This window comes from Micromonospora sp. NPDC050695, from assembly GCF_040654415.1.
Classification (GTDB): domain Bacteria; phylum Actinomycetota; class Actinomycetes; order Mycobacteriales; family Micromonosporaceae; genus Micromonospora.
In genome coordinates, this window is sequence record NZ_JBFAHZ010000054.1 from 1 (window position 1) to 15749 (window position 15749).

The window sequence follows — 15749 nt, forward strand, 5'->3', positions numbered from 1 at the left end:
CGTGACAGACGACGCACACACCTCACACCATAAGGGACAAAACGGTCAAGCCGAAAGCCGTACCAAGGGATCAATACCCTCTGACGGATCGAGGCTATCGGCGTAGGGCAGTGTGGAGTGGCAGATGATGTATCCCGCCGCACCCCGCGCCTCGGCGACCATCTGCTTGAGTCGGCCGGGGTCGAGGTGCATGGGGTTGCCGGGCTTGAAGATTCAGGTGGAGCACTCGCGAGCGAGCAGGCGAGTCTTGCGCAGTTCCGGGTCGCCGACGCTGAGTCGGGGTGACCGGTCGGTACCCGGTTCGTCGACGGGATCGAACGTGCTGTCCATAATCAACTCCTTGGCGTAACGGCGTGGGGGCAGCATCCGTCGATGCGGGCCCCACGAATCCGAGTGAGCGGAAGGCCTCGGCGCCCGGGCGGCGCCGGTGTGGCCTGGTCAGAGCCGGCGTAGCCAGGTGAGCACCGTGTCGATGTCGGCACGGCGCAGCCCGTGAGACGGGTCGACGGGGTGGAGCAGGGTGGGTGCGCCGTCGCGGGTGCGCTGGTCGGCGGTGGTGGGGTCCTTGCCGCCGAACTCGTCGTCGAGGACGGCGAGTGCCCGCCGCGTGGCCCAGGGGTAGAGGGCGGAGAGTTTGCTCTGGTGGCCGAAGCGGACACCGCCCGCGTGGACGGGGATGTGCGGCCAGGTGGTCGGCAGGTCGAGTCGTGGGGCGATCCATTGGGCGGCGAGGTGGTTCCAGCTGGTGCACCACACCGGTTGGGCGTGTTCGGCCAGTTCCCGCAGCCATGGCCCGTGGTCGGGGTGGAGCCAGACGGTGCCGGTGACGTGCTGCCCGTCGGGGCCGGGCCCGTCGTAGCGGTGCGGCTGGTAGCCGAGCGCTGCGGCGTGGGCCGGGTTGGCGGGGTTGAGGACGCCGTCGACGTCGAGGGCCACGATCGGCGGAAGCTCTGGGTGTGCCAGGGGTCGGGTGCTGGTCACGGCTGGGCAGCGGGCTGTTTCGGCGCCGCTGGTGGGGCCGTGTGCGGCGAGTTCGCCGCGGGTGTGAACGGCGAGCAGCGCGTACGGGTCGCGGATCTCCAGGGAGTCCAGGACTGCGAGGGTGATCATGTCCCCGGTTCGCAGGTCGCTCAGGGTGAGCAGGACCGGCCGTCCGTCCGGGTCGCGGGTCCAGGTGATCACGTTGAAGTGTTCGCTGGTGACGTCGGCGAGACGTCGCCAGGCGCGGTTGTCGGTGTCGAAGGGGTGGTCGTTGTCGGTGCCGAAACGCATGGGATGGGCTCCTTGTGATGGGCGGCGTCGTATCGCGTCCGGACCTGGCCCACCGGGTCATGGGGGACGCGATGCATGGACGCTTCGATGGCGTGGGATGGTCAAGTCGCCGACCGGCGGCGGGGCCGTCCGCTGCCGGCCCCGCGAGACGTGGCGGGTTGCCGGCGGCAGCCCGCCTCTGCGGGGCTTGGGTACGTCGTTGGGGTGGCCTCGCCGCGGCGCTGCCCGGCCACGGCCGTTGCAGCGCCGCGGCGCGGGGGTGGGACTGGTCGGTCGCCGGACGGCTCGGCTGGGCTTAGGCCTGGGTGAGCGCGGCGACGGCGGCGTCGGCGATCGCCGCGACGGCCTCGACGGGATCGGCGACAGTGAGGGTGGTGGTGTGCGTGAAGGTGTGCCTCCACATCTGGTCGGGGCCGGTCAGTTCGCTGTCGGCGAGCGGGTCGGCGGGGTGCAGCCACAGCACGGCACAGCCGGCCTGGTGCAGGGTGGTGACGAGTTGTTGCCCGGCGGGGATGTCGTCGAGGTAGCCGTCGGAGACGACGGCGAGCATCCGCAGGGTGCGGCCGTGGCGTAGGTCGAGGAGTTGGTCGGCGACCTTGACCGCTTCCGGGAAGGTGGCGGTGGCGAGTCCGGTGCGCATGGTCAGCACCTGCGTGGGGCGGGTGCGTGGGGGTACCAGGACGGTGGTTCGGTCGCCGAATCCGATGGTGGTGGTCGTCGCGTCGGCGCGGCGGGCCGCGTTGGCGAAGATCCACGCGGCGGAGGACATCGCCTCGGTGTAGCGGTCCATCGAGCCGGACAGGTCGACCAGGACGGCCAGGTGCAGACGGGGTTTCTCCGGTGGCAGCTGGGCGCGTTGCTGCCACGGGGCGGCGGTCGGGAGTTGCCCGGCGGCGATTTGTGCTTCGGCGGTGATGGCGTGGCGGGTGCGCAGCCGGCCGGGTGGGATCGCGGAGGGCCGCCGGCCGGGTTCGGGGTGTTGGGTGCGGGCTTGCCGCAGCCGGTGGGCGAGGTCGCGGGCCGCGTGGTGTTCCTGCTCGGTCGGGTCCCGGCGGTCCCACTCCGACGGTGGGCTGTGCCGGTGGGCCAGCTGCGCCGTGGCGTACTCGGCCGGGGTGACGTCGGTGGCGACGGCGAGGTAGTCGACGAGGGCCGCGGCGAGGCGGCCGGCGAATTGCCCGGCGTCCGGTACGGGGGTGTAGTGATGCTGGTCGGGGTCGATGCCGAGGACCTGACACCACCGGCGAGCCAGGCAGATCATGGTGTCGGCGTCGGTGTCGTCGCAGGTGTGGGCCTCGCGCCAGATGTCGCGCAGTTGCCGCAGGCGTTTGCGTCCGAGGACGCCGGTGACGGCGGCCCGGACCGGGCGGACGTCTTTGCTGGTGACGATGCGGGCGTCGACGCGGGCCAGCAGCAGGGCGGCGAGTTGCCCGGCGTGCCACGCGTCGTCGACGGCCGCGTCCTCGGGGTGCAGGAGGGTCGTCACGACGTGGCGCAGCCAACGGCGGTCGCCCCGGCGGCGGGCGCGTTGGCGTCCTTCGGCCCGGGATTCCTCCAGCATGTCGGCGACAGCGGCGAGGATCGGCGGGGTGCCGGGCGGGGTGGTCCAGCGGCTGTGCGCGGCGTGCGCGGCGCCGTGCACGAGCAGCCCGTATCCGGTGGGCACGAGGCGCTTGTGCCGGGCCTTCGTCGGGTCGGTGACGTCGGGGCTGCCGGCGATGTAGGTGGCGTCGACCTCGATCCGGTTGAGGTCGGGGTAGAAGCACTCGGGGGCATCTCCGGCGGCGCCGGGGGCGACGAGGACGGTGAGGTCGGTACGGCCGGTCAGCAGCGGAACGTGCTGGGTCCACGCCGCGGACCAGCTATGCCAGTCACTGGCGCCGGCCGGCGTCGGCGGTGCGCCCTGCTGTAGGTGGGTGCTGGGGTGTGACACGGATGGGCTCCTTCCAGAAGGGGTGGACTGCGGTCAGCGCTTGCCGAGGGCGAGCGCGGTGATGGGCGTGCCGGTGTGCCGGGACAGGGCGGCGGTGACGTCGTCGCGGGCGTCCTCGGGGGCGATGCCGGCCAGGTTGGCCAGGGCAGCGGTCATGCCCAGGTGATCGCGGACCTTCACGAAGCCGAGCAGTTCGCGCAGCTGCGGCGCCCACACGGTCTTGCCGGCGGCGAGGTCGGCGTTGAGGTCGATCGCCGCGGCCACGACCGGTTTGGGGACGCCGAGTTGGCGGGCGAGGTCCCAGTCGGTGGTGACGTGCAGGTGGACGGTGAACCGGGAGGCCAGGGCCTCGGTGAGGACCGCGCCGTGCACGCCCGGGTTGTGGCCGGCGACGATGTAGAACCCGTCGACGGCCTGCACGCTCTCGTTGCCGTTCGCCGGGATGGTGATGACCCCGCGGCCGTCCATGGCCGGGTACAGGACTGCCAGGACGCGGGGTGGGATGAGGGTGGCGTCGTCGACCAGCAGCACCCGCCCCTCGCGCATGGCGGTGACGAGGGGTCCGTGGACGAACTCGTAGCCGCCGCCGGGGATCGGGTTGTAGGAGCCGAGGAAGTCGTCGACGACGGTGTCGCCGGTGCCGGCGACGGTGAGCAGGTCGGGGAAGGCGGCCTCGACCATGGCGGTCTTGCCGGTGCCGGGCGGCCCGTACAGCAGCACGGGCACCTGCTGGGTGCGCAGTCGCCGCAGTTCCTCGACGTCCCAGCCCCGGCCGAGCCGCCGCGGGTGGTACAGCGTCCCGTTCGGCCGCGCCACCGGCGCGGGCCGCGACTGCCGGCCACCACCGCCGCCGGTGCGGGTGCGGGGTGCGGTGGCGGGGAGGGTGCCGGCGGCGTCGATGCCGGCCTGGGTGATCTGGAAGCGGTGGTGCGGGTCGCGGTGGTGGGTGGCGTGTCCGGCGGTGGTCATTTTCTTCAGCGCCTCGAACACCGCCCCGGATGACGGGGCGCCGATCGCCCGGGTGATCTCGCCGACTTTGAGAATCTGGTCGGGGTGGTCGGCCAGGTGCAGGGCCACCTTCCGGTACAGGTAGCCGGACCGGCCGGAGGCGGCCTCAGCGGTGGGCGTGTCGGTCGCGGCCGGGTTGTTCTGCGTCGCGCCGGCCTGGGGGGCCGGTGGGGTTGGTGTGGTCATGGTGATGCCTCGATTCCAAGGTCGGGCCCGCGCACCCGTCTCCGGGTGCGCGGGCGGTGGGTACCGCACAGCGGAGACGGGTGGGGCCAACCCCGTGCCGGCCTGGTCGGGCCGGGCAGGTGGGCGACCACACCCCGGTAATGCTGAAGAATTACGGCGACACGTGGGTCGCCGCCGGTGCGTGCTGGTCGGTGTCGACGCGCGCGGGCGGTGTCTGCGCCGACGATGGAACGCCCCACAGCCCAATCGATCAAGTCGAATTGGTGCGAGGCGCGGGATCGCTGACGTGCCGGCTGCCTACGCGGGCACGTCGAGGGTCGAGAACTGGGCCGGTGGCCAGGTCGGGGTCAGTCGGCGCAGCCCCGTTCGCAGCCCTGCGGGTCGCACTGCTGACCGTCAGCCATCCGGGCCAGGGCCAGCCCGTCGTCGCCGTCGAGGAACGGCCAGCCGAACCCGTCGGCGAACGCCTTGACCTGGGGCGCCCCGTACATCGGGTAGCCGGCGTGGTCCATCGCCGCCACGATGTCGTCGCGGCCGAGGAGCCAGGCGAGTTCGCTGAGCTTGTCCACCGACCGGCTCGCCGAGTTGCCCCGGTGGTCGAGGATCTTCCCGATGGCGAAATCGAGGTAGTCCCGGGCGTAGGTCTCGTGGTCGACCCGCTGGGTCCACTCAACTGGGTGGCGGGGGGTGATGACCTGGCGGGCGTGGTCGAGGTCGAGTGCCTCCACGAGCACGTCCTCCCGGAAGCCGAGGATGTCCTGTCGGTTGGCCCGGAGAGCCCAGACCCGGGTGACGATCTCCTCTTGGGTACGGATGGTCACGTGGTTTCCTTCCTGTTGGTCCTACCTGTCGTGGTGGTGTGTCGGGTGCCGCTGCCGGAGATGGCTCGGTTCCGGGTGACGCGGCGCGGCCTGGCCGGGGGTCGCTGGGCCTATGCCTGGTCGGGTTCGGGCAGGTCGCCGACGATCCGGTCGCAGGCGTACGGGTCGACGGCCTCCCAGCACCAGCTGCGGCCCATCACCACGTACCGGCCGTCACCGTCCGGGGCGACGCGTTCGATGGCTTCCGGATCGTCTGATAGGGCGCGCTGGTCGACCACGAGGACGTCTCCGTCGAAGGACAGGTCGGCCAGATCCGCGTCGACCCGGCGATCCAGGTCGTCCTCCGCCACGCCCTGCTCGCGCAGGCTGCGGCGGTGCTGGTCGCGGAGCCGGTGCTGGTCGGCGACGATCGCCTCCGCCACCGGGCGAGTGCAGGAGAACACCGCCCACCCGTTCCAGTGGTCGATCAGGGTGCCGACGAACCCGATCTCGAAGCGGTGATCGCCGTCCGGGCCGGCGGTCATCGCCCACTCGCCGGAGAACACGCCGACGTCGCCGAGGTGTACCCGGTCGGGGTGCAGGTGGGACACGTCGCGGCCGGTGGGGCTGGCCGCGAGGTGACACAGTTCGGCGACACGCTCTGCGGTTGCGGTTGCGGTGGCGAAGGCGTCGCGGTAGACGGTCATCGCCTCGTCGCGCTGCTGGATGCGCGGCCCGAACCAGCCGGAGACATCGGCGGTGGCGTCGGCGAACAGCTCCCACCCGGCGGTATCGACCGAGTCTCCAGCCGAGGAGAAGTGGGGCAACGTGTCGAGGACGGCGGGATCGGCGTCGTTGATGCCGGCCAGGATCCGGCGGGCGGCCAGGCGGGTGTCGCCGCTGACCCTGGCGCCGATGGTGTCCTGCGCCCACCACTCGGCGGCGGTTTGGCCGGCCTCGGTGCCGGCGGCCCGCATGCGCCGCAGCGTGGCGGCCCATTCGGTGGCCTCGGCGACCGGATCGCCGGTGGGCGGCGGGGTGGTGGCCGGTGCGATGCGGTCGCCGTCGTCGAGGCTCATCGACAGCGTCGAGCCGCTGTCCCAGGCGACCTCGACGATGTTCTGCCGCTGGTCGTGGCGGCGGACGGTGCCGGTGTCGCCGGCACGCAGCCGGGTATGTGGGTCGCTGGTGTGGACCAGCGCGACGCGCTGGCCAGGCTGGTAGCTCATGGTGGTCTCCGATCGGTGAGTGGACGGGCCATCGCTGCCGCTGGTGGGCGGCGTCGGCGTGGGGTCGGGTGTGTTCATCGGGCGCTGCCCGTCGCGTCACCCGTCGTGGGGTTGTGCGGCGGCCAGGGCTTGCGGGTGACGTGGTCGCCGAACATCTGGTCGGTGGCGACCGAGGAGCCGCAGCGGGTGCAGCTGGTGGCGGTGTCGTAGCCGTAGCCGGCCATGGACGGCACCTCGATTCGGTCGATCTCGTCGACCGCGCCGCAGACGGTGCACACCGTCATCTCCGGGCCGCCGTCGTCGTCGGCGGGTTCGGTGACGAACAGTTCCTCGACGGGGTCGAGGTGGTGGGCGCTGTGCCGCAGCCAGCGGCCGTGGACAGTCGCCTCGTACACCACCAGTCGCCGCTGGTCGAGGTGCAGCAGGTACAGCCACTCGAGGGCGCCGTCGACGTCCTCGCGCAGCGCGCCGCGCCGGACGGTGTCGTTGTCGGCGGGGTAGCCCAGGCCCGGTACGGGCGGCTGCTGGTCCCAGCGGCGGGGCTTGGGGTTGACGGCGAGGGACCACCAGTTGCGGGCTAACAGCGCCGTGGCCATGGCGTCGGTGTCGCGGCTGAACGTGTCGGTCCAGATCCGGCGCAGCAGCGGCACCAGAACCTGCGGGTCCTCTCCAAACTGGATCCAGCGTGCGGTGAACCTGCCGCGGAGCGCGGCGACACCGATGAGCGTGGGTGTGCTCACGGGCTTTTCCTCCTCAGGGTTGTGTGGATGGGGATTGCGGCGGTCGTCCCGGGGCGGGACGACCACCGAGCTGGGGGTGGATCACGCAGCCGCCGCCGGCATCCGCGATCGGGACTACTGGTGCAGGGGCGCGCCGGCGGAGGCCATGAAGGCGACCGGGTCGACGGCCGTGCCGGAGCTGTGGTCACCGAGGTGCACCTCGAAGTGCAGGTGCGGCCCGGACGAGTGGCCGGAGCTGCCGGAGACGCCGATGACGTCACCTGCCGCGACCTGTTGGCCCTCGGCGACGGCCGGGTGGGCGAGCATGTGGCAGTAGCGGGTGATCACCCCACCGGGGTGAGTGATGTCGACGTACCAGCCGCAGCCGCGGGTGAGAACCGGGTCGCCGTCGCGGTCGCAGCCCCAGTCCCGGCCGGTACGCACGTCGACGGCGTTGCAGCGCACAACGGTGACGGTGCCGGCGGACGCGGCGTGGATCGGGGTGCCCTTGCCCACGATCAGGTCGACGCCGTCGTGGCCGGGCCGGCCCGGGGTGCGGAAACCGGAGCCGACGTCGCCGTGCACCGGTTGGGTCCAGCCCTGCGCGCTGACGGTCACGCCGCAGGCGGCCAGGCCGGTGGTGACGCCGGTCAGGGCGGCGACGATGCGGGTGGCGTCGGGTTCCCACTTGGCGTAGGCGTCCGGGTAGGCCGACCGCTGCACCGCCTGGGCGGCCTCGGTCAGCGCCATCGCCTGCCAGCCGTCAACGGCCTGCAACTTCTGGTAGAACTTCGTCGCCGCGTACTGCGGGTCCCGTAGCTGCTCGGGGGTGCCCCAGCCCTGGGATGGCCGCTGTTGGAACAGGCCGACCGAGTCGCGATCCCCACCCGGGGTGTTGATCAGCGAGGATTCCTGCATCGCGGTGGCCACGGCGATGACCCAGCCGCGGGGCGGGACGCCGAGGCGCATGCCGACGGCGGTGATGGTGGCGGCGTTGCCGACCTGCTCGGTGCTCCAGTCACCGATCGGACCGATCCCGCCCGGGGTAGGGCTGCGCGGGGCCGACGAGGCGGTGGGCGTGACGCTGGTGGCCGGCCCGCACGCGCCGGCGCCGCCGCCGCCGCCGAAGATCAGGGTGGTGGCCAGTCCGGAGCACAGCAGCAGGACGCCGACGACCGCGATGGCGATCCCGGACAGCACGCGGGTGGTCATGACTGGTCACTCCTTCAAAGCGGCGGCCGGGTGGTGGGCGGGGACGGCGAAGGCCGCGCGGGCCAGTGGGAGGCGTCGCGCGGCCTTCGGGGTGGGTGCGAGGTCAGCGGGCGAGGACGGCCACCTTTTCGCCGTGCAGCAGGGGTGCCCCGTCGGGGCCTTTGATGTGGGCGTTGATCCAGATGCGGAACGGGTGGCCGTCTCGGTCGATCAGGCGTCGCCAGTGGCCGCGGACGACGAACCGCACCCGGTAGTGCCACTTGGGCTCGCCGTCGGTGGGTTCGGCGAGAGGGCTGGTGCGGCGCAGCATGACCACGCGGGTGTCGTGACGGATGCTGGCCCGTACGGCGCGGCGGCGCGCCGCGCGGTCCAGGGGGGCGGCGGCGACGGTCGCGAGGGGTTGGGCCTGGATGCGCCAGAAGGCGTAGGCGACGGCGGCGCAGGCCCGCATCGGGGTGGTGGTCTCGTCGATGCAGAACCGGCCGTCGGGTGCCGGTTCCCAGTCGCGGTCGTCCCCGTCGAGGACCGGCAGGTCGGGGCGGGGGTCGACGGGCTGGCCGATGGGGATCTCGGTGAAGTCGGTCAGCACGTAGGGGCCGAACTGGCGGGCGAGGTCGGGCCGGTCAGCGAGCTGCTGCCGGCGGCGGACGGCCGCGGGGTCGTGCGGGTCGTGGTGGTCGGCCCAGCCGGCGATGGCCCAGAAGGACCGGCCGCTGTGGGTGTTGGTGGTGCGGGCCCAGGTGATCGCCCCGATCGAGGACACCTCGCCGCTGAGGCTGCGGTGGTAGATCGGTTCGGGGAGGAAGAGCACCCCGCCGTTGTCGGGGGCGATGTCGGCGGGGAGCACCTCGCCGGTCAGGTCGAGGGCCGTCGCGGCGGCGGCGATGATCGCGGTCATCGCGGGGGCGATGACGTACGGCTCGCCCAAGCGCCACGGGTTGGCGGTGATGGCCCGCACCGCGGTGAGGACCTTCGCCACGCCCGCTGGGCTGGGGCTGGGGTGGTTGGCGAGGCGGCTGTCGAAAAACGCCTGCAGGTACTGCGCCGCGAGCGGGCTGCGGTGGTAGTCGACCATGCGGGTGCGTAGGTCGACGGCGGTGCGGGCGTAGCCGGCGAGTGTGTCGTTCGGTAGGAAGTTCACTGTGCACCTCCAGGTGCGTGCTCAGGCGGCCAGCGCCGCCACGGGTGGACGCCGGTAGACGGGGGATTCCGGCGGCACCGCGTCCGGTACGGGCGCAGGCCGCGTCAGGGGTGCCGGCGGGCGGGCGGGGGTGAACCAGCCGGTGAAGCGGCGCGGCGGGGCGGGCACGGGGGCGCGTCCCCGTACGACCCCGACCGGGCGCGGCGACGGCGGTGGGGGTGCCGGGGCGAGGGTGGCAGGGGCGCGGCGGGCGTGTTGTTCGGCGCGGCGGGCGGTGCGCAGCGCCCAGCAGGGGCCCTGCTGCCCGCGGCACTGCAGGTTCGTGCAGGCGCCGTCGGGTCCGGGTTGGTGGGCGGCGGCGACGTCGACCGCGAGGGCCCACAGGAGCCTGTCGGTGACGTCGTCCGGTGCGGCGGTGCGGTCGCTGGGACGCCGGTTGCGGCCCTTGGGCTGTGCGGGGTGTGCCATGGCGGGTGGCCCTTCGGTCGGCGGATCGCGGGCATGCGCGGTCGCCGCCCGACTCGCGTCGCAGCCCTTGGGAGTGCTGATGTCCGCACGATGGCCGACGACCAGCGCTGATCGACGCTCATCTCTCGACGAAGGTCAAGTCGTGTCGGGCGGGCAGAACCTTGCCCGCCCGGCACGGCGGCGTGGAGTCGTGGTTCAGGTGGTCTGTTCGGGGTCGAGGCGTACGCGGGTGGGGTCGACGGTGGTGAGCAGCCGGCGGGAGACGCCGCGCCAGTAGCGGCCGTTGTTGCCGCCGAGCGGGACGAGGGAGACGCGGCCGTTGCCGGTGTCGCGCAGCACCACGTACAGCTCGCCGGGAGGCTGTTTCCAGCCCGCGCCGGCGACGGTGACGAGGGTGCCCGGATGCAGCGGGGCCTCGTGGATCATGGTCCACTCGCCGCCGGTGCTAGCGCTGGTGGTGCTACCGCTGGTGGTGGTGTCCGCTGCGGGGGCGGGCCGCAGGTAGGTGGGGTTGACCTTCACCGGTCGGCCGCCGTCGACGGGTTCGACGACGACGTTGACCGGCAGCAGCCGGGTGACGCGGTAGGTGACGCCCCGGGTGCTGGCGCGGGCCACCGCCGGGTCGATGGTCACTCGGTCACCGATGGCGTACGTGTGGGGGCTGCTCATGGCGGATGCGCTCCTTAACGGGTCTCGGCGACCGTCGCCGAGAACGGGGAAAACAGGGCTGGGCGGAGGGAAGCGGGGCATGCTGAGGACCTCGCGCACGTCGGCGGGCGCGAGGTCCTCTTGGTGTGTCCGTGAGCGGTCAGCGGCGGCGCAACTCCCGTAGGCGGGTGCCCGGCGGCGGCCCGGTGTGGCCGGTGGTGGCGGTGGCGCCGTGGACCCCGGCTCCGGCTTGTTTGGCCTGGTACATGGCGATGTCGGCCTGGCGTAGCAGGGTGCGCGGGCTGACGCCGAGGGCGGCGCTGGTGTGCCCGACGCTGGCGTGCACGGCCACGGCGTGCTCGCCGAGGTCGACGGGGTGGCGGCCGACCGACCGCCAGGCGGCGCGGGCGGCGGCGGCGACGTCGTCGGGGCCGCCGTCGACCAGCAGGGCGAACTCGTCGCCGGACAGCCGCGCGGCGAGCCGTACCGGCCCGCGCAGGGTTGCCAGCCGTCGGCCGACCTCGGTGAGGACGTCGTTGCCGGCTTCGTGGCCGAGGGTGTCGTTGACGGCTTTGAAGCCGTCGAGGTCGAGCAGGACGAGCCCGAACGGGGCATCTGTGCGGGTGGCGCGGGTGAGGGCGGCGAGCAGTGCTCGCCGGTTGGGCAGGCCGGTGGTGTCGTCGTGGTCGGCGGCGTGGCGGGCGCGGGTCAGTGCCTGCTGTTGGCGCCACAGCAGCGCTGCGGCGAGGGCGAGACCGGCGAGGACTCCACCGGTGGCGGTGACGATCGAGGTCAGGATGGGAGACACTTCGGGAGCTCCTTGTGTGTGAAGGAGCACCGGGGGCGGGCGTGGTTCCGGGAAGTTCGACGCCCGCCTCCGGGCTACCGGCAGGGTGGGGTCGTTCAGGCGGTGGTGTCGGCGAGAGCGAACGTCGCGGGCTTCTCGGCGGCCAGCACTGCCCGCCCGGTTCCGACGAGCTTCACGGCGGCGTTGTGGACCGCACCCGCGCTGGCCTTCTTCGCGCCGGTTCCCTCGTTGGCCCGGTCGACCAGCTTGCACAGCTCGCTGACCTTGTACTGCTGGCCGGGGTTGGCCTCGAGGATGTCGAGGATCGCGCCGCGCAGGGTGCCCGACGCTCGCCGGGTACGGGCCTGTGCCGCCTCGCCCGCCGCCTCCGTGGCCGGCGGTGCGGCGGGTACTTCCGTGGCGGGGTCGCCCGTGGTGCTGTCGGTGGCCGTGCCGGCAGGGTGACAGTCTGGTGTGGCCGGTCCGGCGTCCGCTTCGTTCGCTGCGGGCGTGGTTCCGGTGGCCGGGTCGGTGTCGTCGGTCGCGACCCGTGCCTCGGGTTCGGCAGTCGAGCGGTCGTCATCGTCGCCGTCGTGGGTTTCGGTGTCCTCGGCTTCAGCGGCCTCGTCGGGTGCCGCCTCGACACCACCAGGAGCCGGCGATGTCGACTCCTGTATGGCGTCCGGCTCCCCTTCGGCGGGAACCTCGGCGGCTGGCCGCTGGTCGTGGTCCTGCCCGGCGGCCTCTTCGCTGTCCTGCGTGTCGTCGCCGTGCGGCCCGTGTTCTGCGGCGGTGTCGGTGTCGGTGGCGCGGGCGGCGGGCTCCGGTGCGGGCTGGCCGTGCTCGCCCTGTTCGGCGTGCGCGCGGCCGGTGTCGGTCAGCCGCCACAGGCTGCGTCCGGTGTCGCTTCGGGTGGGCTCGGCCAGTCCCCCGGTTTCCAGGGTGCGCAATTTCGGGGTGGTGGTGGAGTAGCCGAGGCCGGCTTCGGTGGCGATGGCGGCAGCGGTGGCCTCGCCGAGTCGGTGCAGCGCGGCGACGACCTTCGCGACGCTGGGTGCCAGTGGCGCTGTCGCGGCCGTATCGGTGGTCGTGTTGGCTGGGGTGCTGGTCATGGGCGCATGGCCCCCTTTCTCCTGCCGTCGACAGGGGTCGGTGAGTGAGGCGCGTGCACTGATGCACGCTTCGGTTCGGGTATTGATCAAGTCGTCTGCCCGGAGTGCGGGACTGCGGCGACGCGCACGAGTGCCGCCCGGCGATCGCTCGCCGGGCGACATCGGGGATCGGGGTCAGTGCGCGGCGCGGTAGGCGTCGCGCACCGCGGCGGGGATGACGCCCCCGGTTCGTGGTCGGGGCAGGTTCAGCTCCTGCCAGTTCGTGGTCCACCACCAGGTGCGGATCTCCTGGCTCTGGGTGCGGCCGGTCGTGGTGCCGTGCTGCCGCCGTGGTGCCCGGGGCTGTTTCGGCAGGCGCCGTCCGGCGGTGATGAACGGGCCGAAGGCCGCGGCCATCCGGTCGAAGTTGTCGGCGGACAGGTCGATCTCGTAGGTGACGCCGTTGAAGGCGAACTGGTAGGTGCCGACGTCGTCGGTGGAGCCGTCGAGGTCGTCGACGAGGATCGCGGTGGTCTTGGTGGCCACGAGGGGCCACCTCCTTTCTCTCGGGGTCGGTTACTGGGCGGGTTGGTGGGTGCCGAGGCCGAGTTGGTGGCCGATGGCGGGTCCGCGGTGCACGGCGGCGACGGCGGCGGGCAGGTGCCGGCGTTGCCAGCCGTGCAGGGCGGCGGTGAGGTCAGCTCGGTACTTGCGGTGCTGGGTGAGAGCGGCGGTGAGGCCGGCGGCTTGTTCGATGCCGTTGTTGGCGCCGCGTGCGGTGTGCGGGCGGACGGGGGCGAGGGCGTCGCCGAGCAGGACGGCGTGGCCGCCGCCGACGGGCCAGACCATGCGCTCCGGTGGGGTGATGTCGAGGACTGGCACCGCCATGCGGGTGGTGGTGGCGTGGACGACGGCGGCGTGGTCGGCCGGGAGGAGCTGGTCTGCGTGGGTGTCGACGTGGGTGCGGGCGGCGGAGCTGACGTGTCGGGGTAGGGCGAAGACCCGGCGGGTGGGGTCGGCGCCGAACCGCTGCGCGTACTCGCCGCTGGTGCAGTTGAGGTAGAAGGTCCAGTCGCAGCCGCCGGGTACCGGGGCGAGGTTGAACTGCGCACCGGGGCAGGGCTGCAGCCGCAGGAAATCCCGCAGGCCGGGCTGGGGGGTGATGTCGGCGATGCCGCGGTGGGCGACGTAACCGGCGTACCGCAGGGTCCGATCAGGGTCGAGGAGGCGGCGGCCGGTGGAGGACCGGCCGTCGGCGAACACGACCAGGTCGGCGGGTGCGGTGTGGCCGTCGCGGAACCGCAGCACCGGCTGGCCGGCCTGCTCGGCCAGGGCGGTGACCTTCATGCCGGAGTGCAGGACACCGGTGGGCAGCCGGCGGGTAAGCGCCTGGTGCAGCAGCGTCCAGGTGGTGTTGCGGCCCGGGTAGGTACGCTGGATCGTCTCGGCGGGGTGGCGGTCGCGGATGGTCATCTGGACGATGGCCTCGGAGTCGTGGGCGACGAACTCGTGCTGGCCGATGTCGAGGCGGTCGAGCACGTCGAGGGCGGGGTGTTCCAGACCGATGAGGCCGCCGCCCAGGGGCGCGGACGCCGGCGCGGCCTCAAAGACGGTGACGTCGTCGAATCCGGCGTGCAGCAACAGCAACGCGGTGACCGGGCCGGTGATACTGCCGCCGACGACGGCGACGCGGGGCCTGCTGGTGGATGTCATGGGGGTTCCCTTCTGCGGGGTGGGAACCCGGGCACGGCCGTGCCCGGGTGTGCGCGAGTGCGCGGGTGGCCGGGCATCGGCCAGGTCGTGCCAGTGCGAAAAAGCGCGTCAGCGGCGGTGGGCCGTGGACGCGCTGATCAGCCCGCCGTGGTGCGGCGGGCGGTTGGAGGTTCGGAAGACGCTGAGCCGGGGCTGGGTCCGCTGGTGGGTGAGGGCGCGACCGGGCGGGCAGTGCGGCGCCGGAGGGTGCGGCCTTGGCGGGTTACCGGCCGGGCGTGGTGAACGGCGGCGGCACGGGAAGGATCCGCCACGCCCGCTGCAGCACCTCGTCGGCGACCGGGACCAGCGGCGACACGTCGGGTGAGGTGGTCGGGGTAGTGCGCTGCCAGCCGTGACCGGGGCTGCTGGCGATGATCGTCCAGGTGAACAGAGGGGTGAGGACCTCGGCGACCGCCGTGCTCTGCTTGGCGTAGCTGTCGCGGTAGACCCGGACCCGCAGGACGTACCCGTCGGTGTGGTGCACCCGGGTCAGCTCGTAGCTGCCAGGGCCGCCTAGGGCGTGTTTAGGAAGTGTTATAGCCACTCGTTGATCGCGGCGATCTGGACGGTGGCCTCGTACCGGACAGCGAGTTTGTCGTAGCGGGTGGCCACGGCCCGGTTGCGCTTGAGTCGGTTGATGCCGCACTCGACCGCGTGACGTTGCTTGTACAACTGCTGGTCGAACGATGGTGGCCGTCCGCCCTTCGAGCCCTCCTTGCGGCGGTTCGCCGCTTGGTCGGCCTTGACCGGGATCGTCGCCTTGATCCCTCGCCGTCGCAGGTACTGCCGGTTCGCCTTCGACGTGTACGCCTTATCGGCCAGGACCCGATCCGGACGGGTCCTGGGTCGGCCACCACCGAGGCGCTGCACCCGGATACCGTCCAACACCACGGTGAATTGCGGGCTGTCACCACGCTGCCCAGCGGTCAACACCAGCGACAACGGCTTCTGCCCCTGCTCACAACCCAGATGGACCTTCGTGGTCAACCCGCCCCGAGACCGCCCCAGCGCATGATCCGCCGGCTCGACCCGGGTCCCACCCGGCGGCTCGACCTGCCGGTCCCCGTCACGGCGGGCACCCGCGGCGTGCTGATGCGCCCGCGCGATCGTGGAATCCACGCTGACATCCCAGGTGATCAGACCGGCCGCGTCCGCGTGAGCCTGCAACCCGGCCAGGATCCTCGCCCAGGTCCCGTCACGCTGCCACCGCCGCAACAGCCCGTACACGCTGCGCCAATCACCGTAGCGTTCAGGGACATCACGCCAGGGAGCCCCGACCCTGACCCGCCACCTGATCCCATCGATGAGCTGACGTTTCGTCCATGTCGGCGGGCGTCCCGGCTTCTTACCGACCGGCAGCAACGGGTGCAGTCTCGCCCACTGCTCGTCGGTCAGGTCATGCCGCCCCGCCACCGGTATGGTGTCCACGAGGTCTCCGTGCAGATGTTCTTCTTCGTCGATGAACGATCTACCGGAGACCTCCCTACTTTTCGATCACCGACA

At 72.5% G+C, this 15749-nt stretch carries 16 protein-coding genes; all 16 read right to left on the reverse strand.

Annotated elements, in window-relative coordinates; all coding sequences use genetic code 11:
* Positions 1-438: 438 nt before the first annotated feature.
* Positions 439-1272 (reverse strand): hypothetical protein, encoded by an 834-nt coding sequence (locus tag AB0H52_RS26875; RefSeq protein ID WP_357950871.1) that lies wholly within the window; start codon positions 1270-1272, stop codon positions 439-441.
* 295 nt (positions 1273-1567) lie between these two features.
* On the reverse strand, positions 1568-3205 hold the full coding sequence (locus tag AB0H52_RS26880) for a VWA domain-containing protein (protein ID WP_357950874.1): 1638 nt from the start codon (positions 3203-3205) through the stop codon (positions 1568-1570).
* A gap of 33 nt (positions 3206-3238) precedes the next feature.
* On the reverse strand, positions 3239-4399 hold the full coding sequence (locus tag AB0H52_RS26885) for an AAA family ATPase (RefSeq protein ID WP_357950876.1): 1161 nt from the start codon (positions 4397-4399) through the stop codon (positions 3239-3241).
* A gap of 347 nt (positions 4400-4746) precedes the next feature.
* A complete protein-coding gene (locus AB0H52_RS26890) occupies positions 4747-5220 on the reverse strand; it encodes a hypothetical protein (protein WP_357950879.1) in 474 nt (157 codons plus the stop codon).
* Positions 5221-5330: 110 nt separating this feature from the next.
* On the reverse strand, positions 5331-6428 hold the full coding sequence (locus tag AB0H52_RS26895; RefSeq protein ID WP_357950882.1) for a DUF4314 domain-containing protein: 1098 nt from the start codon (positions 6426-6428) through the stop codon (positions 5331-5333).
* A 74-nt stretch (positions 6429-6502) separates the two neighbouring features.
* Positions 6503-7168 (reverse strand): hypothetical protein, encoded by a 666-nt coding sequence (locus AB0H52_RS26900; RefSeq protein WP_357950884.1) that lies wholly within the window; start codon positions 7166-7168, stop codon positions 6503-6505.
* 114 nt (positions 7169-7282) lie between these two features.
* Complete coding sequence (locus tag AB0H52_RS26905; RefSeq protein ID WP_357950886.1) at positions 7283-8359, reverse strand: peptidoglycan DD-metalloendopeptidase family protein; 1077 nt, start codon at positions 8357-8359, stop codon at positions 7283-7285.
* A 103-nt stretch (positions 8360-8462) separates the two neighbouring features.
* The gene (locus tag AB0H52_RS26910) at positions 8463-9500 is read right to left on the reverse strand and encodes a hypothetical protein (RefSeq protein ID WP_357950889.1); all 1038 of its coding nucleotides are present in this window, start codon (positions 9498-9500) and stop codon (positions 8463-8465) included.
* A gap of 21 nt (positions 9501-9521) precedes the next feature.
* Positions 9522-9968: a hypothetical protein gene (locus AB0H52_RS26915; RefSeq protein ID WP_357950892.1), complete on the reverse strand. Its 447-nt coding sequence runs from the start codon at positions 9966-9968 to the stop codon at positions 9522-9524.
* A 195-nt stretch (positions 9969-10163) separates the two neighbouring features.
* On the reverse strand, positions 10164-10637 hold the full coding sequence (locus AB0H52_RS26920) for a hypothetical protein (RefSeq protein ID WP_357950896.1): 474 nt from the start codon (positions 10635-10637) through the stop codon (positions 10164-10166).
* Positions 10638-10776: 139 nt separating this feature from the next.
* Entirely contained in the window at positions 10777-11424 is a 648-nt protein-coding gene (locus tag AB0H52_RS26925) for a GGDEF domain-containing protein (protein WP_357950899.1), read from the reverse strand.
* Positions 11425-11519: 95 nt separating this feature from the next.
* Positions 11520-12515, reverse strand: coding sequence for a MarR family transcriptional regulator (locus AB0H52_RS26930; protein ID WP_357950902.1), 996 nt, complete (start codon positions 12513-12515; stop codon positions 11520-11522).
* A 174-nt stretch (positions 12516-12689) separates the two neighbouring features.
* Entirely contained in the window at positions 12690-13040 is a 351-nt protein-coding gene (locus tag AB0H52_RS26935; protein WP_357950905.1) for an Lsr2 family protein, read from the reverse strand.
* Positions 13041-13070: 30 nt separating this feature from the next.
* Positions 13071-14207, reverse strand: a complete 1137-nt coding sequence (locus AB0H52_RS26940; protein ID WP_357950908.1) for an FAD-dependent monooxygenase — start codon at positions 14205-14207, stop codon at positions 13071-13073.
* A 262-nt stretch (positions 14208-14469) separates the two neighbouring features.
* Positions 14470-14730, reverse strand: coding sequence for a hypothetical protein (locus AB0H52_RS26945; protein ID WP_357950911.1), 261 nt, complete (start codon positions 14728-14730; stop codon positions 14470-14472).
* A 50-nt stretch (positions 14731-14780) separates the two neighbouring features.
* Positions 14781-15674 carry an IS5 family transposase gene (locus AB0H52_RS26950; protein ID WP_357950914.1) on the reverse strand — a complete coding sequence of 298 codons (894 nt, stop codon included), beginning with the start codon at positions 15672-15674 and terminating at the stop codon, positions 14781-14783.
* Between the last annotated feature and the right edge of the window lie 75 nt (positions 15675-15749).

Excerpts from the sequence above, each read along its gene's own strand:
- AB0H52_RS26915 (WP_357950892.1), bottom strand. The coding sequence starts at position 9,968 with ATGGCACACCCCGCACAGCCCAAGGGCCGCAACCGGCGTCCCAGCGAC.
- AB0H52_RS26905 (WP_357950886.1), bottom strand. The coding sequence starts at position 8,359 with ATGACCACCCGCGTGCTGTCCGGGATCGCCATCGCGGTCGTCGGCGTC.
- AB0H52_RS26895 (WP_357950882.1), bottom strand. The coding sequence starts at position 6,428 with ATGAGCTACCAGCCTGGCCAGCGCGTCGCGCTGGTCCACACCAGCGAC.
- AB0H52_RS26920 (WP_357950896.1), bottom strand. The coding sequence starts at position 10,637 with ATGAGCAGCCCCCACACGTACGCCATCGGTGACCGAGTGACCATCGAC.
- AB0H52_RS26885 (WP_357950876.1), bottom strand. The coding sequence starts at position 4,399 with ATGACCACACCAACCCCACCGGCCCCCCAGGCCGGCGCGACGCAGAAC.
- AB0H52_RS26940 (WP_357950908.1), bottom strand. The coding sequence starts at position 14,207 with ATGACATCCACCAGCAGGCCCCGCGTCGCCGTCGTCGGCGGCAGTATC.
- AB0H52_RS26930 (WP_357950902.1), bottom strand. The coding sequence starts at position 12,515 with ATGACCAGCACCCCAGCCAACACGACCACCGATACGGCCGCGACAGCG.
- AB0H52_RS26875 (WP_357950871.1), bottom strand. The coding sequence starts at position 1,272 with ATGCGTTTCGGCACCGACAACGACCACCCCTTCGACACCGACAACCGC.